Source organism: Streptomyces sp. NBC_01445 (genome assembly GCF_035918235.1).
Classification (GTDB): Bacteria; Actinomycetota; Actinomycetes; order Streptomycetales; family Streptomycetaceae; genus Streptomyces.
In genome coordinates this window covers 758,833-780,930 of the sequence record NZ_CP109485.1, presented here as the reverse complement: position 1 = coordinate 780,930, position 22,098 = coordinate 758,833, and the positions used below count along the sequence as shown (strand labels likewise).

Below are 22,098 nucleotides of genomic sequence, written 5' to 3'. Positions count from 1 at the left end.
GGGGGCTACCGGTTCGCGGGCGGAGCCGTCGACGCGCGCAGGACCGGCCGGGACGGCAGCCGGGAGGTGACCGTGACGTGGTGGCCGGCGAGCAGGTCGATGAGGCGCGTGACGGCGAGTGCGCCCACCTCCTCCACCGGGACGTCGAGCGCGGTCACGGAAGGTGTCGTCGACTTGAGGCTGCTCAGATCGTCGGCCGCGGCCAGACTGACGTCCTCGGGCACCCGGCGGTGCGCCGCCGCGAGTCCGTGCAGCAGGCCGAGCGTCAGGTAGCTGTTGTACGCGAGCACGGCCGTGGCCTCGCGCGGGAGGGTGCGGGCGGCCTCGATCCCCGCGTCGAACGTGGGCGGCATCGGGCCGAGGACATGCAGCTGGGCCTTCGCCTGTTCCGCGCGCTCCCTCAGGATCGCGGACCGCTGCCCGTCGGCCCAGGAGCCCGCGGGACCCGAGACATACGCGATGTCCCGGTGACCCTGGTCGAGGAGGTGATCCATGAGCTGCGCCAGGCCCGTCGCCGTGTCGGCCACGACTGCGGGCAGCCGGCCCACCTGGCGGTCGACCAGTACGAGGGGCACGCGCCGCGCGCGTTCGCGCAGCGCGGCATCGGTGCCTACCGGAGTGACCATGATCAGCCCGTCGGCCTGTTCCGCGAGGCGGTCGGCGAGCTCCGCCTCGCGCGTGGGGTCGTACTCCGAGACGGCGATCAAGAGGTGATGGTCGGTCTTCTCGGCGGTCTGCTGGGCGCCCATCACGAGCGGCGCGAAGAACGGGTTGGAGAGCGTCGGCACGACGAGACCGACCAGGCCCGTCCGCCCGGTGGTCAGCGCGCGGGCGGCGGCGTTGGGGTGGAAGCCGAGGCGCTGCGCGGCGTCCAGTACCCGCAGGCGGGTGGGTTCCGCGACCAGCTCGGGGCGCTGCAGGGCCCTTGAGGCCGTGGCCTTGGACACCCCCGCCGCGCGCGCCACATCCATCAGCGTCGCCATCGCCGCCCCCTGCCTGACGTGCCCGCCGAGCATGCGCGGGCCCCTGTGTTCACATTCGCTTTACGGCGTGTCATCATACCTGCAACCGGTCTCTGCAACCGGTTACAGAACCCGGTTGCAGAGACCTGGCCCAAGCCGGGTGCCCCCACCTCCCGCGAGCCCTCCCGCGCCGACGCCGCCGCAGGCAGTTCTGCCCGACCCCTCATCCCCGCCGAGGTTTCGTATGCCACCCACCGCTCCGACCACCGGCGAGCAGACCGCCGTCACGACCGAGCCACCCGCCTCGCTCACCGAACGTCTCTTCAGCGTCCGAGGCCGAGGCAGCACCCACCGCACCGAAATAGTGGCGGGCGCCTCGATGTTCATGGCCGCCGCCTACGCCGTGGTCGTCGTGCCCGGTCAGCTGGCCGGCGCCGGTGTGCCGCACGGCGCCGCCACCACCGCCGTCATCATCGCGATAGCCCTGGCCACCCTGGCGATGGGCCTGATGGCCAACCTGCCCTTCGTCGTCGCCCCGGGCCTCGGCGGAGTGGCGCTCGTCGCGTTCACCATCGTCGGCCAGGACCACGTCCCCTGGGACACGGCGCTCGGCATGGTCTTCTGGTCCGGCGTGGCCTTCCTGGTGCTGACCCTCCTCGGCATCCGCGACCTCGTCACGCGCCTGATGCCGATGCACCTCAAGTACGCCATCAGCGGCGGCCTCGGCCTCTACATCGCCCTGATCGGATTCCGGGACGCGGACCTCGTCGTGGGCAACGCCGACAAGGCGGCGCTCGCCGTCGGCGACCTGTCGAAGCCCGCCGGGCTGCTGGCCCTGGCCGGGTTGCTGCTGCTCACGGCGCTCGCCTCGCGCAAGGTGCCCGGCGCGTTCCTCATCACCATCGCGGCGGTGACGATCGCCGGTATCCCGCTGGGCGTGACCGAGGTCCCCGACAGCCTCTTCTCGGCCCCGGACTCACCCGGCCCGCTGCTCTTCCACATCGACGTCCTGGGCGCGCTCAGGCCCGAGTACTTCCCGTACATCTTCGCGTTCTTCGTCTCGGAGTTCTTCTCCATGACGGGGACGCTGCTGGCCGTCGCCGGGCGGGCCGGGCTGCTCGACGAGGACGGCAACATCCCCGGCTCCCGCCGCCCGTTCCTCGTCGACTCCGTCTCCGTGATGGGCGGGGCCGCCGTCGGCGCGCCCTCGATGACGGCCTACCTGGAGTCGTCGGCCGGTGCCGACTCGGGAGGCAGGACCGGCCTCGCGTCGGTGTGGGCGGCCTGCGGCTTCGGCCTCCTGCTGCTGGTCACCCCCTTCGCGACGCTGATCCCGTCCGCGGCCACGGCGCCCGTCCTCATGTACATCGGGCTGAACATGCTCGGCGCCCTGAAGAACGTCGACTTCAAGGACCCGACCCACGCCGTCCCCGCGGCACTGACCGTCGCGACCACCTTGTTCTTCGGCAACTTCGGCACCGGCATCGCGACGGGCCTGGCCGCGCACGTCCTGGTCAAGACCGTCAGCGGGCGGATCCGCGAGGTGGCCTGGCCGCTGTGGATCGTGATGATCCCGCTCGGCTACTACTTCTACACCCTCGTCCCGTGACGGCACCGTCCACGAAGGAGCACGACGACATGAGTGAACAGCACGACCTCCGGATCTTCGGCGGGAGCGTGGTGTCCACCTTCACCGGCGAGGAGTTCCCCGCGGACGTGCTGGTCCGGGGGAGCGCGATCAGCGCCGTACTGCCGCCGGGCACACCCGCCGAGGCGCGCGAGGAGATCGACGCCACCGGCATGCGGATCGTCCCCGGTTTCGTGGACGCCCACATGCACATCGAGAGCGCCTTCCTCACGCCGCAGCAGTTCGCCGCGGTGACGCTGGCCCGCGGCACCACCACCGTCCTCGCCGACCCGCACGAGATCGTCAACGTCGCGGGCCGGGACGCCATGCGGTGGATGATCGACGCCGGTGACCGGACGCCGCAGACCCAGCTGTGGGGCGTGCCCTCGTGCGTGCCCGCGCTGGAAGGTCTTGAGCACGCCGGTGCGGCGCTGTCCGCCGACGACATCGCGGAGATGCTGCGCTGGCCGGGAGTGGTGGCGCTGGGCGAGGTCATGGACTACCGGGCGGTCGTGGCCGGCGACCCGCGGATGGCAGCGGTCACCGCCGCCGCCCGGGCACAGGGAACGATCCTGGACGGCCACTGCCCGAACCTCAGCGGCGCGGAACTCAGCGCCTACCTGGCCACGGGCGTGGACTCCGACCACACCAAGAACCGCACCGAAGTGGTCCTGGAGAAGGCCCGCCTGGGCATGACGATGATGCTCCAGGAGAAGTGCCTCGACGAGGACGTGGCGAAGGCGCTCCTCGACCTGCCCCAGCTGCCGCCGCTGTGCCTCGTGACCGACGACCTCGCCGCCGACCACATCGTCACCAAGGGACACCTGGACCACATTGCCCGTGTGGCGGTGGCGGCGGGCTTCCCGCCGCACGTCGTCCTGCGCGCGCTGACCTGGACCCCGGCGCAGCGGCTGCGACTGTACGACCGGGGCGTCGTCTCGCCCGGCAAGCGCGCCGACCTGGTCCTCCTGCGCGGCGAACTCGCCGCGTTCGACCCGGCCGTCGTGCTGGCCGGCGGCCAGGTCGTGGGCAGGGACGGAGCCGCGGTCTACGAGGCACGGTCCGGGGAGGCCGGCGCCCTGGAAAGCCGGGTCGACGTTGAGGCGCAGGAGGCCGAAGGGTTCCGCTGGCGCGTGGACCTGCCCGACGGGACGCACCGGTTCCGGGCCATGCGCGTGAACCCGCGCGACACCTATACCGAGGCCGCCGAGGTCGAACTCCCCGTGTCCGGCGGCGAAGTGGCGTGGGAGGGCCGGGCCGTGCTGGTCCGCGTCCGCAATCGCCACGGGCGCGACGGAGTTGTCTTCGCGCCGCTGCTCGGTCGGGACCTGGCCTCGGGCGCGGTGGCCACCACGTACGCCCACGACAGTCACAACCTGCTGACGATCGGTACGTCCCGTGCGGCGATGGCCGCCGCGTCGGCGAACGTGGTGGCCGACGGTGGCGGCGTGGCCGTCGTCCGCGGGACCGCCGGAGAGAGTGTGGCGGCGCGGATGCCGCTCCCGGTCGGTGGCGTGCTGTCGGCCGAGCCCGCAGCGCGGGTCGCCGAAGAAGCGGGCGCCGTGCGAGCCGCCCTGGAGGCGTGGGGATGGGAGCACCTCAACCCGTTCATGAGCGTGTCCACTCTGACGCTCGCCGTGTCCCCCGCACTGAAGATCACTGACCGGTCACTGGTGGACGTCGCGCGGCGCGCGCCGGTGGGGGCGACGGTCGGTTCCTGAACGGGGCCGGGGGAGTGGCGGCGCCCGCCGCCACTCCCCTCACGAGCCTCAGGCGGGTTGCCTCCGACTCGGCTTCCAGCCGGGACGCGGGACCGCCGCGCGCAGTGCCTGGGTGTACTCCTCCTGGGGATCGCGCAGCAGATCGCGGGTGTCCCCGCGCTCGACGATCCGGCCGCCGGACATCACGACGGCGATGTCGCTGATCTGGTGGACCACGGCGAGGTCGTGCGAGATGAAGACGTAACTGATGCCGCTGCGTTCGCGGATGTCGGCGAGCAGATTGAGGATCTGCGCCTGGATGGACACATCGAGCGCCGCCACCGCCTCGTCCAGTACGAGGACCTCCGGCTCGACGGCGATGGCGCGGGCGATGGCGACGCGCTGCCGCTGCCCGCCGGAGAGCTGGCGGGGGAGCATGGAAGCGTGCCGCTCGGCCAGTCCGACCGCTTCGAGCAACTCCTTCGCCCGCCTGCGCCGTTCGGCGGGAGTCAGCGGGAAGTGCAGGGCGAGGCTGGTCTCCACGACATCGCCGATCCGCTGGAGCTTGTCGAGCGACGAGTAGGGGTCCTGGAACACGATCTGGATCTCGCGGGCACGCCTGCGGCGTTCCGCCGATGACACCCGCCCGCCCCGACGCGGCCGGCCGCACACGCCGATCGACCCGCCGGTCGGCGTCTCCAGGCCGACCAGCATCCGCGCGACCGTCGTCTTGCCGGAGCCGGACTCGCCGACCACGGCCAGCGACTGGCCTCGCGAGAGCGTGAAGGACACATCGTCGACGGCGACCGCCTGCCCGAACTCCTTGCGCAGACCCGCCGCCTCGATCACGAAGTCGCTCATGACTCTCCCTGCAAGGTGAGTTCGCCGGCCCGCGTGCACGCCACGCGCGCCCCCTCCAGTTCCACCACGGCCGGCCGCCCGTCCCCGCAGAACGGTCGCGCATGCGCGCACCGCGGGGCGAACGCGCACCCGTCCTCCGCCTCGAAGGCGGCAAGCGGCCGCCCGGGGATGACGGGCAGCCGGTGGACGACTTGATCGATGCTCGGCCGCGAGAGCATCAGACCGGAGGTGTACGGGTGACGGGGCGTGGCCGTCAGCGCGCCGGCGGCCTGGGTTTCCACGATCCGGCCCGCGTACATGACGGCGAGCCGGTCGCAGGTGGCCGCCGCCAGCTCCAGGTCATGGGTGATCAGCAGCATGGCCGTACCGCGCTCCCGGCGCAGCTCGTCGAGGATGGCCATGACCTCGGACTGCGTGGTGACATCCAGGGCCGTGGTGGGCTCGTCGGCAAGGATCAGATCGGGCTCGACGGCAAGGACCGACGCGATCATGACGCGTTGCAGCAGCCCGCCGGACAGCTCGTGCGGGTACTGGCGCATCCGCCGCTCGCCGTCCGCGATACCGACGTCCGACAGAAGCCGCACCGCCCGCGCCTTCGCCTCGGGGGCGGGCACGTCCAGGTTGGCGATCATGGCTTCGGTGAGGAAGTCGCCGATGCTGCGCACGGGATTGATGTGGGCCCGCGGATCCTGGAAGACCATCGCGATGCGCCGGGCCCGCAGGCCGCGCAGCGCCCGCCGGTCCATGCCGGTCACCCGGATCCCGTCGAAGACGATGTCACCGGTGACGCGCGCCCCCGGCGGCGTGAGCCCGAGGATCGTCCGCGCCGTCATGGACTTGCCCGAGCCGGACTCGCCGACCAGCCCCACGGCCTCGCCCCGGCCGATCGACAGGTCGACCTCCTCGACGAGGGGCCGCCACTCCCGGCCGGCCGGAACCGCGAGCCCGAGTCCACGCAGATCGAGCAGACTGCCCCCGGGCAGACCCGTCTCCGCCCGACTCTTCTCCGGCTGATCCCTCTCACGCTTCAGGAGACTCATCGGTGGTCACCCTCCTCCTTGCCGAGGCGGTCGCCGAGCACGATCACCGCGGCGACCACGAGCACGATCAACAGGCCCGCACCCAGTGCCTCCAGCGGCTGTCCGCGCGTCGCGCCGTCCAGTCCGCTCTTGACCATCAGCCCCCAGTCAGCGGTGGGCGGCTGCACGCCGAGCCCCAGGAAGGAGATCGCCGCGAGGTCGATGACCGCGAAGCCCAGGGCGGACACCGACTGGGCGACGATGATCGGGCGCAGATTGGGCAGCAGATGCCGTACGCAGATGGCGAATGCGGACCTGCCCTGAACCCAGGCCGCCGCTACATAGGGCATGTTGCGTTCCCGCAGCGCCGCACTGCGCACCACCCGTGCCACGTACGGGGTGTAGGCGACGGCAAGGCCCAGGACGACGCCGGTGACGCCGGGGCCGAGTACGGCCACGGTGATCAGGGCGAAGACGATGCCCGGGACCGCGAACAGGACGTCCAGCAGGCGCGAGACGACCGCGTCCACCTTGCCGCCCGCCCATGCGGCGGTGATCGCCAGCGCGGTGCCGACGACGGTGGACAGGCAGATGATGAGGACGGGACCGCTCAACGTCGTACGGGCGCCCCACATCAGCCGTGACAGCACGTCCCGGCCGAGGGCGTCGCCGCCCAGGGGGTGCGCGGCCGAGGCCCCGGCCAGCGAGTTGAACAGGTCCGGCTGGTCGGGGTCGTAGGGAGCAAGGACGGGCGCGAGCAGCGTGACCGTCAGCACCACGGCGAGCAGCGCCGCCGCGGCGACGCCGGACACGCCGAGCGCACGCACGGCACGGGACGGGCTGAACCTGCCGAGTGTCCCGCGCACGCGGGTGGCCACGGCGGTCATCGGGACATCCGCGGGTCGAGGGCTTTGTAGCACAGGTCCACCACGAGGTTGATGAGGACGAAGGCGGCGACGAGAACGAGAACGACGGCCTGCACGACCGCGAAGTCGCGCTGCAGGATCGCCCGTACGAAGAGGGAGCCGAGGCCGTCGAGGGCGAACACGTTCTCCACCACGACCGAGCCGGCGATGAGACTGGCCACGGTCAGGCCGGTGACGGTGATCACCGGGATCGACGCGTTGCGCAGTACATGCCGGCGGACGACCAGTGCCTCGGCGATTCCCCGGCTGCGGGCGGTCTCCACATGCTCGCGCCCCAGCTCCTCGCGGACCGAGGCGCGGGTGATGCGGGCGAGGAAGGCGGCGCTGCCGAGGCTGAGGGTGATCGCCGGGAGCGTCAGGTGATACAGCCGGCCGAACAGGCCTTCCCCAGGCCCGAACACCGGGAACCAGCCCAGGCCCAGGGCGAACACGATCACGAGGAGCACACCGATCACGAATGTCGGCGTGGCGAGGAACGCCGAGGAGACCGCGCTGATGACGGCGTCCACGCGGCCCCGGCGCAGTCCGGCCAGCACGCCGCCCGCCACACCGACCACGACGATCAGGACGGTGGAGTAGCCGACCAGGAACGCGGTGGTCGCCGCGCGGGCACCCATCAGGCCCGAGACATGCTGCCGGTACACCAGGGAGCTGCCGAAGTCGCCGCGCACGGCGTCACCGAGCCACGCCGCGTAGCGGACCAGAAAGGGGTCGTCGAGCCGGTACTGGGCCCGGATGGCGGCGATCTGTTCGGGCGTGCCGCTCCGGTTGCCGAGCAGGAACGCCATCGGCCCGCCCGGTACGAGGTAGAGCAGTCCGTAGACGAGGAACGAGGCGACGACCAGGACGACCGCCAGTGCGATCAACTTCCGTGCCAGATAGGTGATCATCTGGCCCCCAGCCCTGCGGCCCACGGGTAGTACAGGTAGGGGAAGGACGGCACGGCGCCGGTGACCCGCTTGTTCATGTAGAGGATCACGGGCAGGTTGTTGAGCGGCATCCACACGACGTCGCGGGTCACCTTCTCCTGGATCCCGGTGACGAGCGACGCCCGTGCTGCCGGGTCCCCCTCGGCCCGCGCCTTGGCGATGGCGCCGTCAACTGCCTTGTAGTCGCTGAAGTTCGTCCGCCCGCCCTTGCGGAACACGGTGTAGATGTCCAGCGGATCCGGCACATTGCCGTACCAGGTGCTGAGGAAGGCGTCGATGCCCTTGCGCGCCTTGGGGTCGCTGTAGAGGTTGCCGTACTGCTCGACCGGGACGACCCGGATCTCGATGTCGAGGCCGAGCGCTTCGCCGGTGGCCTTCAGCAGGTTGGCGGTCTGCTCGTGCACGGCCGAACTGCCCTGGACGCCGATCACGATGGGCTTCGTCGGCGAGCCTGCCTGGACGAGAAGCTCCTTGGCCTTCGCGAGATCGGTGGTCTCCGGTGGGAGGGCTTCGTACGCCTTCTGATACGTCTTGCGCTCGTAGCCCCAGTAGTCGCTGCCCGTCAGCGCGCGTTGCGGGGAAGCCGTTCCCTGGAAGACGACCTTGGATATCGCCGCGCGGTCCAGCGCGAGCGACAGGGCCTGGCGCACCCTCGGGTCGGCGTAGGGGCCGGACTTCGCCGAGCCGAGCAGCGCCCAGAACGTGAGGGAGCGGCCGAGGGTCACCGAGCCGGTGGTCGATTTCTGGAGCTGGCTGAGACCCGCGGGCGGCAGATAGAAGTACTGGCCGTCGACCTCGCCGGAGCGCAGGGCGTTGACGGCGGTCGTCTCGTCGGCGATGAACCGCAGGACCAGGGACTCGGACTTGGCCTTGAGGGGCTTGTTCCAGTAGTGGTCGTAGCGCCTGAGCGTCATCGAGTCGCCCGACTTCCAGTCATGGAACTGGAACGGTCCGGTGCACATCACGCCGCTCGACGGCGAGCCGAGCGACTTGCCGGCCTTGTCGAGGAACTTCTTCTGCACGACGGCGCCGGCGCCGGTGGCCATCGCCTGGTTGAACAGGGCGTCGGGCTGCTTGAGGGTGACCGTGACCTGCATGGAGCCGGTGGCCCGGACCGACTTGACGGTGTTGAAGTAGTCGCCCCACCAGGTGCCGAGCTTCGGGTCGAGGTGCCGTCGCAGGCTCGCCGCGACGTCGTCGGCGGTCAGCGGATCGCCGTTCCAGAACGTCACGCCCTTGCGGATCGTGTAGACCCAGGTGGTAGGCGTCGGGTTGGCGGCCTTGACGGCGAGGCCCGGCTTGATCTTGAAGTCCGGGGTCAGCCGCAGCAGGCTCTCGCACATGTTGGCGAGGGCGGTGTTCTCCGCGTAGTTGAAGGAACGGATCGGGTCCAGGGTCTGCGGCTCGTACGGGAGGTTCCACGTCACCTTGCCCAGGCCCTTGGTGGCGGCGGGGGTGGTGGTCTTCAGGTCGAGCTTCGCCGGTGCGGAGCCCTGCTGCGGTTGTTGAGCTCCGGAGGTGCAGGCGGCGAGCGTCAGGACGAGCCCGATCACGGGGAGAGCGCGGCGCATCATCGGGAGGCCCCTTCGACGAGACGGTCTCGCTGTTGCCGGCCGTCGACCAGCTGTCCCTTGCGCGCGATCACGCGTCCGCCCCGCACGACCAGGCTCGGTACGGGCCGGTCCACGACGACCTGCGCCACCGAGTCGCCGGGAAGCAGCACGAAGTCGGCGGGGTCACCGACGCGCAGCTCCGTCCGCTCAAGGCCCAGGAGCGCGGCGCCCCCGTGCGCCACGACCGCGTAGCACGCGGCGAGTTCGGCGTCCGTACGGGCATCGGTGCGGTACGCGAGAAGGTGGGCCCGAGTGATCATGTCGCCGTCGCCGAACGGGGTCCAGGGGTCGCGTACGCCGTCGGAGCCCGCCGCGACCAGCACCCCATGCCCGCCCAGGGGACCGAAGGGGACGACGGGGTCGGCTCCCAGGGCACAGGTCGTGAGGGACACCCCCGCCCCGGCGAGGATCTCGCCCGTCCGCGCGAGTTCGTCGCCTTCGAGATCGGCGAGGCAGAAGGCGTGGCTGACGGTGACGCGTCCCTGCATGCCGTGCGCCACCGTACGGCGGGCGATCTCGGTGACCTGCTCGTTGCCGGCCGGACCACCGTCGTGCAGGTGAATGTCGAGCGGGACGGCCGCCCTCTCGGACAGGCCGAACAGCACATCGAGTTGGCCGTGCATGTCCCCGTCCACGCCCACCGGATCCAGGCCGCCGAGCACGTCGGCGCCCTCGGACAGTGCCTTCTCGAGAAGCTCGGCCGTCCCCGGCTCGGTGAGCAGACCGAGCTGGGGAAAGGCCACCACCTGTACGTCGAGCAGGTGGGCGCGCGAGGCCGCGGCGGCACGGACGCCGTGCACATTGGAGAGCCCGTGGACGGGTGCGACGTCGACATGCGCACGCATCGCGCGGGTGCCGCGGGTGAGGGCACGGTCCATGAGCGCACCGGCGCGCTCCTCGACCGGCGCCGCCATGCCGGCCCGCGCGGCCACATCGCCGTCGATCAGATCCCGCAGGGTCGACGCGGGCGTACGGCTGAGCCAGCTCTGACCCCACGTGGTCTTGTCGGGGTGGATGTGGGCGTCGACCGGCGAGGGCAGGGCCAAGGCGCCGCCGCCGTCGACGACTTCGTACTCTTCAGGCAGAGCGGGAGGGGCGATGGCGGCGATACGCCCGTCGGCGACCAGAACGTCGCGGGGCTGCCCGCCGTCCAGACGTATTGCTGTGAACAAGATGTGCGTCATGACGGCATAACTCCTTCGTTGGAGAAGAACCGACCGCTAGAGTTACCAGGTCATCAGATGACTAGAGAAGGGGTGGGGATGAAAAACGTGGAACGGGCGCCGTCCCTCGTCGACACCGTGATCGCCGCGCTGCGACAGGAGATCGCTACGGGCGCCTGGCAGCTCGGCGACAAGATCCCGTCCGAGAGCCGGCTCGCCGAGACACTGGGCGTCAGCCGCCTGTCGGTGCGCGAGGCCGTGCGCGTCCTCGTGCACTCGGGTCTGTTGATGACCCGTCAGGGCAACGGGACCTTCGTGACCGCCACCGACGAGGCCCAGGTCGCGCTGCGCCGTCAGCTCGACCGCGCCGCCGCCCAGGACATCATCGACGTACGCCGCGGCCTCGACATCGTCGCCGCCCGGCTCGCCGCGACGAGGCGCACGGCGGACGATCTCCAGCAGATGCAGCAGGCCCTGGACGACCGGGCCGACGCGAGCCGGAACGCCGACGTGGACGCCTTCGCGGACGCCGACGTCGACTTCCACCTCCGCATCGCCGAGGCCTCGCACAACCCCGTACTGCAGAACCTCTACCGGGGGATGAGCGACGCCCTGCGCGACAGCGTCAAGGCCGACCAGTGCATGCAGCACACCCTCAGCGGCGATGACACGTCGCACGAGGACCTGCACCGGGCCGTCAAGGACGGGAACGCGGCCGGCGCGGCCGCCATCGCGGTGGCCATCCTCGACCGGCAGGAGCGCGGATCCGACGACCCGGCCGGCCGGCCGTGACCCGGGCCTCCGTCTTCTGCCGAAGGTGGGGTAAGGCCGAATGACCTGTGACGCGGTGCGAGAATAGGGATCATGGCAGGGGATGACACTTTTGAACCCGAGTCGGATCGGGTCACGCGCACGCTGCGCGATCAGATTCTCGACGGTGTGCGGGCGCCGGGCAGCAAGCTCGTGGAGCGGGAACTGGCGGCCGAGCTGGGGGTGAGCCGCCTGCCCGTCCGTGACGCCCTCAAGGACCTGGTGAACGAGGGTCTTGTCACGCCGCGCCCGCGGAGCTGGGCCGTGGTGCGTGAGTTCACCGCCTCCGATGTCGAGGATCTGGACGAGGTCAAGGCCGCCCTGGAGATGCTGGCGTTCCGTCTCGCCGCCCAGCGGCGCACCCGCGCGGGACTCGCGCGGCTGAGGGCCGACCTGGACGCCGAGCTGACGGCGGCGGCCAAGGGGGACGCCGTACCGGCGCGGCGGGCCGCGGCCGACTTCCACGAGACGGTGACCGCGCTGGCCGACAACGAGCTGCTGAACGAGCTCGGCCGCACCCTGAGCAGCCGCATGCGCTGGCTGCTCGGCCAGCACGACGACATCGCCGGCGTCGCCAGGGAGCACGAGGAGCTGTACGAGGCGATCGAGGCCCGGGACGTGCCGCGTGTCGAGGAACTGGCCCTCAAGCACCTGGCGACCGGCCGCAGCGAAGCCGCCGCACACCGCAGGCGCGCCCCGGAGCAGTAGACACACACCTGCGTCCGCCATCACGCACCCCGGCTTCGTACGGGCATCCCCTCCAGTGCGACATAGGCGATCAGGGCGACGAGCAGCCCGGTGACCGCGTCGGAGAACTGCGGCGCGTACCAGTGCACGAGCCCTCCGGCCGCTGCTCCGGCGGCCCACGCGGCGAACGCGGTGGGACGTACCGCCGTCGCGGCGCGCTCGTCGAGCCGGCGGCGCAGGAGCACCTGGTCGGCGATCAGCACACCGCCGAGCGGTGGGACGAACACGCTGAGGACGACCAGCCAGTCGAGGAAGTGGTCCCAGACACCGGCGAGGGCGGCCACCGTGCCGACGGCCCCCAGGACGAGCGTCATCACGCGCATCCTCGTACGAGTCAGATGTGACCAGCTGAGGGCGCCGTTGTAGAGGCAGTGGCTGCAGACGGAGCCGAGGTTGACGAAGACGAACACCGCGGCCAGTACGTCGAGGGCGATCCCGTGGCCGCCGGTGAGGATCGGGAGGAAGTTGCCGCCGACCGTGCCGGCCGAGGCGACGGCGCCGGCCGCGACGACGATGCCTCCGGTGACCTGGGCGACGAGACTTGCCACGGGGAACGCGGTGGCCGTCGCGATGACGGCCTGTCTGCCGTTCCTGGACCAGCGGGTGAAGTCGGCCGTCATCGTTCCGGAGTCCGCGAAGGTCGCCATGATGAGGGAGACCGCGGCGCCGAAGGTGAGGGCGCTGTTCCCGCCGACGCCCTGGTAGTCGAGGACGGTCGCGAGGTCGTGGTCCCTGGAGACGATCACCAGGGCTATCAGGCCGACGAGGATGAACAGCGGGGCGGCTACCGCGCCCAGCCAGGACAGTGCGCGGATGCCGAGGAACGTGATCGCGACGAAGGCGACCCCGGCGACGGCGGCGACGAGTTGTTCGTGCCAGCCGAACGCCTGGTGGAGGGTGGCACCCGTGGCGCCGGTGTTGAAGGCGAACCACCCGACGACGACCGTCGCGAGGAAGCCGGACGCGACGACGTAGCCGACCCTCCCGAACGTCTTGGTCGCCTGGAGGGAGAAGCTCTCGCCCGTGCTGCCCGCCCGGTGACTGAGCAGACCGACGTAGACCAGCATCACGAGGTTCGCGACGACGATGGCGGCCAGGCCGCGCCAGAAGCCCATGAGCGCGACGACGATTCCGCCGGGGACGGCGTTGGTCAGGATCATCGGGAATCCGAACCACACGGCCGACACGGTGAGAAGGGACTTGCGGCTCTCCGTCGGAACGGGAGTGTGCTCGTATTCCGGGTCCAGCTCGAGGCCCGCGTGGGCCGTGTCCGCCGCGGCGGGATCGCGTCTGTTCATCCTGGCCTCCGTGGGTGGGCCGGCGCGCCGTCAGGCGACCGTGCTGGAAAGGGCTAGGGCTATGGCGGCCTGCTCGAAGACAGCGGCGGGCGGGTGCGTGATGCCGGCGCCGATCATCCCGATGCCCGCTTCCTTGTGGGCGATCGCCGTGTTGATGACCGGCAGGATCCCTGTGGCCAGGACCTTGCGGACGTCGATGCCGGTGGGGATGCCCCGGAACCCCAGAGCGGGGATGGTGACGTTCGGGTTCTCAGTCGTCGTGATCTCGCCCATGTCCCGGGTGAAGGCGACGGCCTCCTGCACCGTTCCGCCGACGAGCGCGACGATGGCGGGTGCGGTCGCCATCGCGAAACCGCCGAACCCGTACGTCTCACTGATCGCGCTGTCACCGATGTCCAGACCGGCGTCCTCGGGCTTGAACCCGGCGAACATCGGCCCGACGACGGGCTGGGCCGGGCCCGTGAGCCACTGGTTGCCGGGCAGGCCGCTGACGCGGAGGCCGAACTCGACGCCGTTGCGGGCCATCGTCGTCACGATCGTCGAACCCTCGATGCCGTGAGCGGCGTCCATGGCTGCCTTGGCCATGGCGAGCCACGTGGGTCCGGAGAAGTAGTCCGAGCCGGCGATGAAGTCGAAGACTTCCTTCTTCTGCTCGGTGGTGAAGCTCGTCTGCAGCAGGGCGGGAGTGAGTGCCTGCGTGAGGAGCAGGGTGCCCGCGATGTTGCGGTTGTGGCACTCGTCGCCCATGTGCAGCGCCTGGGAGAGCAGGAGGCGCAGGTCGACGGGGCCGCCGATCTCCATGGCCTCCTTGAGCATGGGGCCGAGGACGTCCCGCATCCAGACGAGGCGCTCGATGACGCTCTCGTCGTTCGCCCCCATGCGGAGGATCTTCGCCATCTGCTCGGAGAGGTTGGTGAAGGCGGTGTTGCCGTGGGTCTCGTTGCGGACGATGTGCATGTACATCGACGCGGACGTGACACCGGCCATCGAACCGACGCAGTCGTGCTCGTGGCAGGGCGAGAAGGTGATCTCGCCGGAGGCCGCGAGCCGTGCGGCCTCGTCGAGGTCGCGCGCCAGGCCCTCGAACACGAGGGCGCCGGTGACGGCCCCCCTCATGGCGCCCGCCATCCGGTCCCAGGTGATCGGGGGGCCGGCGTGCAGGATCGTCGTCGGGGTCATCCCGGGCACCACGTCGATGGCCCGGCCGAAGCCGACCAGCATGGGACGTGCGCCGATGATGCGGTCGACGGCTTCGGTATTGGCCGCCTCGGTCCGCTCGGCGACGCGCGGGTCCTCCAGCGCGTCGAGAGCCGCGATGACCTCGGGGCTGCCGCCGCCCGGCGGAGTCCAGTCGAGGGTCGATACCTGCGCGCCCTGGGCGGTGATGTCCCGGTCGAACATGGCCAGTCCGACGTTGATGACGCTGAGGTCGCTGTTGAAGAGGCTGGTGGCCTGAGTACTCATGCGCGGTGTGCCTTCCGGGCGGTCTCACGGGCGAAGTGGCCCGTCTCGGTGCTGCTGCGGGTGACGGTGACTCCGGCGGCCTCCAGGGCCGCGACCTGCTCGGCGAGGGCCGGGGTGTCGAGGTCGGTGCCCAGGACGTAGCCCACGATCTCCAGGTGACGGCCCGCGTCGGAGGCGATCTTCCTGGCCTGCGCGATGGCGGGGAGCGTGACCCCGACCGGGTCCTCGTGGGCGCCGAATCCGAGGACGAAGTCCATGACGACGACGGCGACTTGGGGGTCCGCGGCCTCCTGGACAAGGCGCGCCAGGCGCAGCGACGGGTCGATCATCGGGTGCGGGCGGCCGTTGGTGAAGTCGTCGTCGCCGAAGTCGAGGAAGGTGTGCCCGACACTGGGACTGCCGGCCGCAAGACGGCGCTCGGGGTCCTTCTGGATGTTGCTCCATACGTTGTCGCTGACTTCGAGCAGCGCGTACATCGACTCGTCGCACAGGGTCCCGCCACAGAACAGGCCACGCACGTAACGCTGTTCAGGTGCGAGCCGGGCGCACGCCTCGTCCACCTGTTTGGCGGCCAGTTCCTCGACGGCAGCATGAGAGTCGAACCCGAGGCGGACGGCCTGGAGCGCCGCGTCCTGGGTGCTCGCGGCGAAGTGTCCGCCGGCCGCGGTCACGGCCTCCTCGGATCCTCCGACGAAGTAGACGACGACGGGTTTGCCCGCGTCCGCGATCTCGGCCAGCACCTTGTCCTGTACGGCCGGGGCGGGCGGCTTGGACACGAGCACGATCACGCTGGTCCCGGGATCGGCGGCAAGGGCCCGGATCCCGTCGATCATCATGATGCCGCCGACCTGCTCACTGAGATCGCGGCCGCCCGTGCCGATGAGCTGCGAGATGCCGGCGCCCAGCGCGTGGATACGGACACTGACCTCCTGTGCGCCGGTGCCGGATGCCGCGACGACACCGACGGTGCCGGGCCGCACGGCGTTCCCGAAGCACAGCGTGACGTTGTTGATGATCGCGGTGCCGCAGTCGGGCCCCATCATGAACAGGCCCTTGCTGTGCGCCAGTTGCTTGAGGCGGACCTCTTCCTCGACCGGGACGTTGTCGCTGAAGACCATCACGTGCAGGCCGTTCTCCAGCGCCTTGCGCGCTTCGCGGCCCGCGTACGCGCCGTTGACCGCGACGATGGCGAGGTTCGCCCCGGGGATGCTGCGCGCGGCGCTGTCGACCGTCCGGTACGTGAGCGTGTCCGCACCGCTCGCACCGGGCGCCTTCTGTACGAGGAGTGCCTCGACCTCCGCCAGCAGCGCTGCCTGATCGGCTTCCTCGCCCGCCTCCACGACGATCATGAGATCCCCGGTGCCCGCGGCACGGAGATCCGCCGTGAGGAGGCCGAGGTTGCTCAGCACGCCCTTGTTCATCTCGGTGCCCATGGCGACGAACGCCTGCTCCACGCCGGGCAGTTGATTCGCCCGGGTCGAGACGGACATCAGGGACACCGAGTCGAAGTAGGTGTTCTTCTTGACGACTGCTGTGGTGCTCACAGCGAACCTCGCAGTTCTTTCTCCAGGCGAAGCCCGGTCACGAGACCGGACAAGATGTCGGTGCCGGACGTGTGGCCGATGGCCAGCACATGTCGGACCGGGGTGTGGATGGATTGCGTTACGTGTACCTCGCCCCACCGGTCGGGGCGGGCCAGCGCGTGCAGGACGTCGAGCAGTGAGGCGCGGGCCCGTCCCGCCAGGGCCTCGTCGAGCGTGGTGACGCTCAACCGCGTGGTGCGGTCGGGGTGTTCGAGCAGGACGTCCTGAAGCGCCCGCCCGAAGAGGCCGAGCCCGCTGCCGTGGAGCGAGGACAACAGGGCCAGGGCGGTCAGGAAGTCGTCGCCCGCGGGCGTCAGTCCCGGGCCGAGTCCGAGGAGCGCCAGGACGCCGCCGCGCATACCGGCGTCGTCCCCGGACCTGATCGCGCGTATGAGGACGTCGCGCCCGTCGGCGAGTGCCCGGGTGACGGCCACCTCCATCGGCGATGCGGCGGGAGTCGGACCGAGCATGCCGCCGAGTGAGCCGTGTGCGCGGATCAGCTGGTCGAGCGCCGAGGCGGCGGTCGCGAGTTCGCCCGGGCCGAGCGCCGCGAGCGACGGCAGAATGGGATGCCATTCATCCGCACCTTCCGTACGTACCCGCAGGCGTCCGCGCGCCGCACGGAGGGTGATGACCCCCGGCGCGAACTCCACGGTCCGACTCGCCACGATGCCCCGGTCCGACCAGCTGTCCGCATCGGTGACGAGGGTCCGTGGAGCGTCGCCACCGCCTCGGGCGGCGAGAGCGATGAGCTTGTCACCAGGCGTCAGTACGTTGACCGTACGGTGGAAGACGCCTTCGACGACGCCCAGCCCGCGGAGTGAGCGCAGGTGCGCGATCAGAGCGGCGTCGCCGGATATGGCGCGCAGCTCAGTGGCTGTACGCAGAGAAGTCACTGCACCCTCCTCGCCCTCACCGTGCCCATGGGGCGTGATGGGGTCCCCTCAACATTCGCTCACTGGTATACCATTTGACAATGGGGAAGCGAACAAGTCTGTGGAGGGAATCCATGCGCATCGTCGTGGCTCTCGGAGGCAACGCGCTGGCCCGTCGGGGGGAGCCGATGACGGCCGACCATCTGCGGGCGAACGTGAGGTCCACGTGTGAGGCGCTCGCCGGCCTCGCACGTCAGCACGAGCTCGTCATCACACACGGGAACGGACCCCAGGTGGGTCTGCTCGCTCTGCAGAACCTCGCCTACCAGGACGTGGCGGCGTATCCGCTGGACATCCTCGGCGCGGAGACGCAGGGCATGATCGGTTACGTCATCCAGCAGGAGCTCTCCAACGCTCTCGCCGGGGAGCGCGAGGTGGCGGCGGTCGTCACGACCACCGAGGTCGACGAGGCGGACCCGGCGTTCGAGCGCCCGACGAAGCTGATCGGCCCCCAGTACTCCGCGCAGGACGCCGCTGAGGCAGCGGCCGAGTACCGGTGGACGATCGCGCGCGACGGTGCGGCGTTCCGGCGCGTGGTGCCGTCCCCCGCCCCCCGGCGCATCGTCCAGGCGCCGCTCGTGCGGATGCTCCTGGAGAACGGCCGGCTCGTCGTCTGTGTCGGCGGCGGAGGCGTGCCCGTGAAGATCGACGGCAAGGGCCGCCAGACCGGCATGCAGGCCGTGGTGGACAAGGACCTCGCCAGCGCGGCACTCGCGGCCGAACTCAAGGCGGACATGCTGGTCATGCTCACGGACGGCGACTACGTCAGTGAGAACTGGGGGACACCCGAGCAGCGGGACATCCTGACGGCATCCCCGGAAGCGATCTCCGAACTGACCTTCGCCGAGGGGTCCATGAAGCCGAAGGTCGACGCCGCGGTGCGGGTCGCGAAGGCCGGCGGACGCGCGCTCATCGGACCGCTCGAACGGATCGACGACCTGCTGGAGCGCCGGGTGGGTACGGAGATCCGGGCCGACGTCGCGGAGGGGATCGTCTTCGCCTGAGCCGAGGAAGTCTGTTCAGGAATTTACGGACGGTAGTGGTCCGGCTGCCCGCTGGGGGAGTCGGATCACACCTTCGGGATTTCCCTCTATTTCTCCGCGTCAAGCGCCGCGACTTCCGCTCCCCTGCCTTTTTACGACGTCTTCAGGATTACGGCGCAAAGTATTTGCGTGCGCATATACGCGGGTAGATTGGTGGCCGGCCAGCGTGGCCGTCGCGACCGCTGCCAGGAGAAGCAGGGCGAGGGGGATCCAGATGGCCGAGGTGAAGCCGTGCAGGGCGGCGGCTCGTCGGCTCCCGTGGAAGGCCGCTGCCGCACTCGCGGCCACTGTGTTGAACACGGCAGATCCGACGGAACCGCCCATCTGCTGCGCGGAGTTGACCGTCGCCGAGGCGATGCCGGAGTCCTGCGCGGGCACGTCGGAGGTGGCGCCGGTCATGATGGCCAGGAAGCTGCCACCCTGGCCGATGCTGAAGGTGATCAGCGCGGGGAGGACGTTCGCGACGTACGTGGAATCCGGGTCCAGGAGCGTGAGCTGGAACAGCCCGCACGCCGCGATGCACAGGCCGGCCGTCATCATCACGCGCGGTCCGAGCCTGGGCAGCAGGCGGGTACCGAGCTGGGTGGCGGTCGCGGTGGTGACGAGGCTGATGGGCAGGAAGCCCAGGCCGCTGGCCAGCGCGGACCAGTCGAGAACGGTCTGCAGGTAGTACGTGAGATACAGCGAGACGGACAGCTGGCCCGCCATCAGTGCGCCGCCGGCAAGGAGTGAGGCGACTCGGCGACGGTCGCGCAGCAGCCGCGGGGGCAGCAGCGGGGCGGCGGCCCGGGTCTGCCACCAGGCGAACGCCGTCAGCAGCACGGCCCCGGCGAGCAGCACGCCGACTACGCCGGGAGACGTCCAGCCCTGAGCTTCCGCCTGGCTGCACCCGTACACCACCGTCGTCAGGCCACCGCATCCGAGCACCGCACCCGCGATATCGATGCGGCCGGTGAGGCGCCGGGCGCGATCGCGTGGTGTCCACAGCGTGCCGAGCAGGGCGGCGAGGGCGATGGGTACGTTGACCAGCAGGCACCAGCGCCAGCCGAACCACTGGGTGAGCAGCCCGCCCAGGACGACGCCGAGGGAGGCGCCGGCCCCGCCGAGAGCACCGAAGACGGCGATGGCCTTCCGGCGTTCGCGCAGGTCGGTGAAGGTCGTGGCCACCAGGGCGAGGGCCGAGGCCGCCAGAAGTGCGGCGAAGGCGCCCTGTACGGCGCGGGCGGCGAACAGGGCCTGCGCCGTGGGAGCGGCTCCCGCCGCCGCCGAGGCGACCGCGAAACCGAGCAGACCCGAGGCGAAGACGCGCTTGCGCCCCGCATGGTCGGCGATGCGGCCCGCGAGCAGGAGCAGCCCGCCGAACGCGACCGTGTAAGAGGTGACGACCCACGGGCGGTCACCGTCCGCCATGCCCAACTCCGTCTGCATGGACGGCAGGGCCACGTTCACGATGGTGCTGTCCAGCAGGATCATCAGCTGCGCCAGACCGAGGACGCACAGGGCCCACCAGCGCCGGGGATCCGGGAGCTGTTCCTGCTGGGTGCTGGGTGCTGGGTGCTGGGTGATGGCGGCGGGGCTGGCATGAAGATTTTGTATACCAAAATACGGGTGAACGTAAAGGTCACGCCCATGGATCCAGTGCGGCCTCATGTTTTGGTATGCAGAAAGCCTGCTCGTGGGCGTGCGAGGTGGCGACGGGCGGTTCGAGAGGCCTGCGTCCCCCGGAAACAATTTGCTCACGCAATCTTCACGCCGTGAGAGATGTCACGGTGGAGCGTCGCACGGTTGCGAATAAATTCTGGGCAGCGACCTATTGACCGCCCCAACCACCCCCCGTAATCTCCCGTTCCGAAACAAGGAAAAATTATTCCGCAATACGGAAACGCCGGGAGTGTGTCATGGCCGCCGTGCACGAATCGCCACCCACCGCTGCGGTCGACGGGAAACCCCGGACGAGCCCCGGGCTGTACAGCCCCGACCTCGCCCCCACGAAGAAGGAAGGACGTCGCTGGGGCGCCTACAACGTCTTCACCCTCTGGGGCAACGACGTGCACAGCCTCGGCAACTACGCTTTCGCGATAGGCCTGTTCGCCCTGGGGATGAGCGTCTGGAACATCCTGGCCGCCTTCGCGATCGCGTCAGCGCTGCTCTTCCTGCTCCTGACCCTCTCGGGATACATGGGCAGCAAGACGGGTGTCCCGTTCCCCGTCATGAGCCGCATCTCCTTCGGCGTCAAGGGAGCGCAGATCCCGGCCATCGTCCGTGGCGTCGTGGCCATCGCGTGGTTCGGCATCCAGACGTACCTGGCTGCGTCCGTGCTGGGCGCGCTCGTCAAGGTGCTCTTCCCCGGCCTGCGCTCGCTCGACGAGAACTCGATCCTCGGGCTGTCGACCCTGGGCTGGGCAACGTTCCTGACCCTGTGGGTCATTCAGGTCGTCATCGTCAGCTACGGCATGGAACTCATCCGCAAGTACATGGCGTTCGCGGCGCCGACGATCCTCATCACCATGTCCGCGCTGGCGATCTGGATGTTCATCCGCGCCGACGGCTCCATCTCCATGTCGACCGGGCACGCACCGCACGGACTCGACATGTGGCGCCAGATCTTCGAGAGCGCCGCACTCTGGGTCGTCATCTACGGCACCTTCGTGCTCAACTTCTGCGACTTCACGCGCTCCGCCAAGAGCCGCCGGGCGATCGTGCGCGGCAACCTCGTCGGCATCCCGGTGAACATGCTGTTCTTCGCCGGCATCGTGGTCGTGCTGAGCGGGGCCCAGTTCAAGCTGAACGGCGAGGTCATCACCGGGCCCGAGGACATCGTGCGCTCGATCCCCAACACGTTCCTGATGGCGGCGGCCTCACTCGCGTTCATCACGCTGACGATCGCGGTGAACCTCATGGCGAACTTCGTGGCGCCCATCTACGCCCTCGTCAACCTCTTCCCGCGCACGCTCAACTTCCGCCGCAGCGGCGTGGTGAGCGCCGTCATCGGCCTGGTCATCCTGCCGTGGAACCTCTACGACAACCCGACCGTCGTGAACTACTTCCTGGGCGGCCTCGGAGCACTGCTCGGCCCCATCTTCGGCGTCGTCATGGCGGACTACTGGCTGGTCCGCAGGACCCGCGTGAACGTCCCCGACCTCTACACCGACGACCGGCAGGGCGACTACTTCTACCAGCGCGGGTTCCACCTGAAGGCCATCGCCGCCTTCGTGCCCGCCGCGGCCGTCGCCGTCGTCATCGCGCTCGTCCCCGCCTTCAAGTCCGTTTCGGGGTTCTCCTGGTTCATCGGCGCGGTCCTCTCCGCCGTCGTCTATCTGGTCCTCGCCGACCGCCAGAAGGCGACCCGGGATGTCGACGGTGAGGCCATCGCGGTCGACGCCGCCTGACGACTCCACGCCACCCCCCCCGCACCACC

General features: G+C 70.2%; 18 protein-coding genes. 6 read left to right on the top strand and 12 right to left on the bottom strand.

Going from position 1 to position 22,098, the window contains the following annotated elements; all coding sequences use genetic code 11:
* Positions 1 to 5 precede the first annotated feature (5 nt).
* A complete protein-coding gene (locus tag OG574_RS03835) occupies positions 6 to 1,016 on the bottom strand; it encodes a LacI family DNA-binding transcriptional regulator (RefSeq protein ID WP_326771846.1) in 1,011 nt (336 codons plus the stop codon).
* 190 nt (positions 1,017 to 1,206) lie between these two features.
* On the opposite strand from OG574_RS03835, the gene OG574_RS03830 reads away from it, so the two are divergent.
* Positions 1,207 to 2,571, top strand: coding sequence for an NCS2 family permease (locus OG574_RS03830; RefSeq protein WP_326771845.1), 1,365 nt, complete (start codon positions 1,207 to 1,209; stop codon positions 2,569 to 2,571).
* A 29-nt stretch (positions 2,572 to 2,600) separates the two neighbouring features.
* Positions 2,601 to 4,310 carry an adenine deaminase C-terminal domain-containing protein gene (locus OG574_RS03825; RefSeq protein WP_326771844.1) on the top strand — a complete coding sequence of 570 codons (1,710 nt, stop codon included), beginning with the start codon at positions 2,601 to 2,603 and terminating at the stop codon, positions 4,308 to 4,310.
* Positions 4,311 to 4,358: 48 nt separating this feature from the next.
* Here OG574_RS03825 and OG574_RS03820 read toward each other — a convergent pair whose 3' ends face one another.
* The 6 genes from OG574_RS03820 to OG574_RS03795 are packed head-to-tail and all read right to left on the bottom strand — an operon-like array spanning position 4,359 to position 10,821.
* Positions 4,359 to 5,150: an ABC transporter ATP-binding protein gene (locus tag OG574_RS03820; RefSeq protein WP_326771843.1), complete on the bottom strand. Its 792-nt coding sequence runs from the start codon at positions 5,148 to 5,150 to the stop codon at positions 4,359 to 4,361.
* Positions 5,147 to 6,190, bottom strand: coding sequence for an ABC transporter ATP-binding protein (locus OG574_RS03815; RefSeq protein ID WP_326771842.1), 1,044 nt, complete (start codon positions 6,188 to 6,190; stop codon positions 5,147 to 5,149). The genes OG574_RS03820 and OG574_RS03815 overlap by 4 nt, the downstream gene beginning before the upstream one ends.
* Positions 6,187 to 7,056, bottom strand: a complete 870-nt coding sequence (locus OG574_RS03810) for an ABC transporter permease (protein ID WP_326771841.1) — start codon at positions 7,054 to 7,056, stop codon at positions 6,187 to 6,189. Before OG574_RS03810 ends, OG574_RS03815 begins: the two co-directional genes overlap by 4 nt.
* Positions 7,053 to 7,985 (bottom strand): ABC transporter permease, encoded by a 933-nt coding sequence (locus tag OG574_RS03805; RefSeq protein WP_326771840.1) that lies wholly within the window; start codon positions 7,983 to 7,985, stop codon positions 7,053 to 7,055. The genes OG574_RS03810 and OG574_RS03805 overlap by 4 nt, the downstream gene beginning before the upstream one ends.
* Positions 7,982 to 9,598 (bottom strand): ABC transporter substrate-binding protein, encoded by a 1,617-nt coding sequence (locus tag OG574_RS03800; protein WP_326771839.1) that lies wholly within the window; start codon positions 9,596 to 9,598, stop codon positions 7,982 to 7,984. The genes OG574_RS03805 and OG574_RS03800 overlap by 4 nt, the downstream gene beginning before the upstream one ends.
* On the bottom strand, positions 9,595 to 10,821 hold the full coding sequence (locus tag OG574_RS03795) for an amidohydrolase family protein (protein WP_326771838.1): 1,227 nt from the start codon (positions 10,819 to 10,821) through the stop codon (positions 9,595 to 9,597). The genes OG574_RS03800 and OG574_RS03795 overlap by 4 nt, the downstream gene beginning before the upstream one ends.
* 78 nt (positions 10,822 to 10,899) lie before the next feature.
* On the opposite strand from OG574_RS03795, the gene OG574_RS03790 reads away from it, so the two are divergent.
* Together OG574_RS03790 and OG574_RS03785 are read left to right on the top strand one after the other, a co-directional pair.
* A complete protein-coding gene (locus tag OG574_RS03790; protein ID WP_326771837.1) occupies positions 10,900 to 11,592 on the top strand; it encodes a FadR/GntR family transcriptional regulator in 693 nt (230 codons plus the stop codon).
* Between the two features lie 72 nt (positions 11,593 to 11,664).
* Positions 11,665 to 12,318: a GntR family transcriptional regulator gene (locus OG574_RS03785; RefSeq protein ID WP_326771836.1), complete on the top strand. Its 654-nt coding sequence runs from the start codon at positions 11,665 to 11,667 to the stop codon at positions 12,316 to 12,318.
* Between the two features lie 20 nt (positions 12,319 to 12,338).
* Here OG574_RS03785 and OG574_RS03780 read toward each other — a convergent pair whose 3' ends face one another.
* Genes OG574_RS03780 through OG574_RS03765 form a run of 4 tightly spaced genes read right to left on the bottom strand, consistent with a single transcriptional unit; the run spans position 12,339 to position 17,598 of the window.
* The gene (locus OG574_RS03780; RefSeq protein WP_326771835.1) at positions 12,339 to 13,655 is read right to left on the bottom strand and encodes a cytosine permease; all 1,317 of its coding nucleotides are present in this window, start codon (positions 13,653 to 13,655) and stop codon (positions 12,339 to 12,341) included.
* A 30-nt stretch (positions 13,656 to 13,685) separates the two neighbouring features.
* Positions 13,686 to 15,119, bottom strand: coding sequence for a DUF1116 domain-containing protein (locus OG574_RS03775; protein ID WP_326771834.1), 1,434 nt, complete (start codon positions 15,117 to 15,119; stop codon positions 13,686 to 13,688).
* A complete protein-coding gene (gene fdrA / locus OG574_RS03770) occupies positions 15,116 to 16,663 on the bottom strand; it encodes an acyl-CoA synthetase FdrA (RefSeq protein ID WP_326771833.1) in 1,548 nt (515 codons plus the stop codon). The genes OG574_RS03775 and fdrA overlap by 4 nt, the downstream gene beginning before the upstream one ends.
* Positions 16,660 to 17,598 (bottom strand): oxamate carbamoyltransferase subunit AllH family protein, encoded by a 939-nt coding sequence (locus OG574_RS03765; protein WP_326771832.1) that lies wholly within the window; start codon positions 17,596 to 17,598, stop codon positions 16,660 to 16,662. The genes fdrA and OG574_RS03765 overlap by 4 nt, the downstream gene beginning before the upstream one ends.
* 113 nt (positions 17,599 to 17,711) lie before the next feature.
* Between OG574_RS03765 and arcC the strand changes: the two genes are divergently transcribed.
* Positions 17,712 to 18,641 (top strand): carbamate kinase, encoded by a 930-nt coding sequence (gene arcC / locus OG574_RS03760; protein WP_100593515.1) that lies wholly within the window; start codon positions 17,712 to 17,714, stop codon positions 18,639 to 18,641.
* A gap of 99 nt (positions 18,642 to 18,740) precedes the next feature.
* On the opposite strand, the gene OG574_RS03755 is transcribed toward arcC, so the two are convergent.
* Entirely contained in the window at positions 18,741 to 20,153 is a 1,413-nt protein-coding gene (locus tag OG574_RS03755; RefSeq protein ID WP_326771831.1) for an MFS transporter, read from the bottom strand.
* A gap of 425 nt (positions 20,154 to 20,578) precedes the next feature.
* Here OG574_RS03755 and OG574_RS03750 point away from each other — a divergent pair, with 425 nt between their 5' ends.
* The gene (locus OG574_RS03750) at positions 20,579 to 22,069 is read left to right on the top strand and encodes an NCS1 family nucleobase:cation symporter-1 (protein WP_326771830.1); all 1,491 of its coding nucleotides are present in this window, start codon (positions 20,579 to 20,581) and stop codon (positions 22,067 to 22,069) included.
* Positions 22,070 to 22,098: the final 29 nt, after the last annotated feature.

Coding starts and splice junctions, on each gene's coding strand:
- arcC (WP_100593515.1), top strand. CDS start 17,712: ATGCGCATCGTCGTGGCTCTCGGAGGCAACGCGCTGGCCCGTCGGGGG.
- OG574_RS03775 (WP_326771834.1), bottom strand. CDS start 15,119: ATGAGTACTCAGGCCACCAGCCTCTTCAACAGCGACCTCAGCGTCATC.
- OG574_RS03810 (WP_326771841.1), bottom strand. CDS start 7,056: ATGACCGCCGTGGCCACCCGCGTGCGCGGGACACTCGGCAGGTTCAGC.
- OG574_RS03805 (WP_326771840.1), bottom strand. CDS start 7,985: ATGATCACCTATCTGGCACGGAAGTTGATCGCACTGGCGGTCGTCCTG.
- OG574_RS03790 (WP_326771837.1), top strand. CDS start 10,900: ATGAAAAACGTGGAACGGGCGCCGTCCCTCGTCGACACCGTGATCGCC.
- OG574_RS03825 (WP_326771844.1), top strand. CDS start 2,601: ATGAGTGAACAGCACGACCTCCGGATCTTCGGCGGGAGCGTGGTGTCC.
- OG574_RS03785 (WP_326771836.1), top strand. CDS start 11,665: ATGGCAGGGGATGACACTTTTGAACCCGAGTCGGATCGGGTCACGCGC.
- OG574_RS03750 (WP_326771830.1), top strand. CDS start 20,579: ATGGCCGCCGTGCACGAATCGCCACCCACCGCTGCGGTCGACGGGAAA.
- OG574_RS03820 (WP_326771843.1), bottom strand. CDS start 5,150: ATGAGCGACTTCGTGATCGAGGCGGCGGGTCTGCGCAAGGAGTTCGGG.
- OG574_RS03795 (WP_326771838.1), bottom strand. CDS start 10,821: ATGACGCACATCTTGTTCACAGCAATACGTCTGGACGGCGGGCAGCCC.
- OG574_RS03815 (WP_326771842.1), bottom strand. CDS start 6,190: ATGAGTCTCCTGAAGCGTGAGAGGGATCAGCCGGAGAAGAGTCGGGCG.
- OG574_RS03780 (WP_326771835.1), bottom strand. CDS start 13,655: ATGAACAGACGCGATCCCGCCGCGGCGGACACGGCCCACGCGGGCCTC.
- OG574_RS03800 (WP_326771839.1), bottom strand. CDS start 9,598: ATGATGCGCCGCGCTCTCCCCGTGATCGGGCTCGTCCTGACGCTCGCC.
- OG574_RS03830 (WP_326771845.1), top strand. CDS start 1,207: ATGCCACCCACCGCTCCGACCACCGGCGAGCAGACCGCCGTCACGACC.
- OG574_RS03835 (WP_326771846.1), bottom strand. CDS start 1,016: ATGCTCGGCGGGCACGTCAGGCAGGGGGCGGCGATGGCGACGCTGATG.
- OG574_RS03755 (WP_326771831.1), bottom strand. CDS start 20,153: ATGATCCTGCTGGACAGCACCATCGTGAACGTGGCCCTGCCGTCCATG.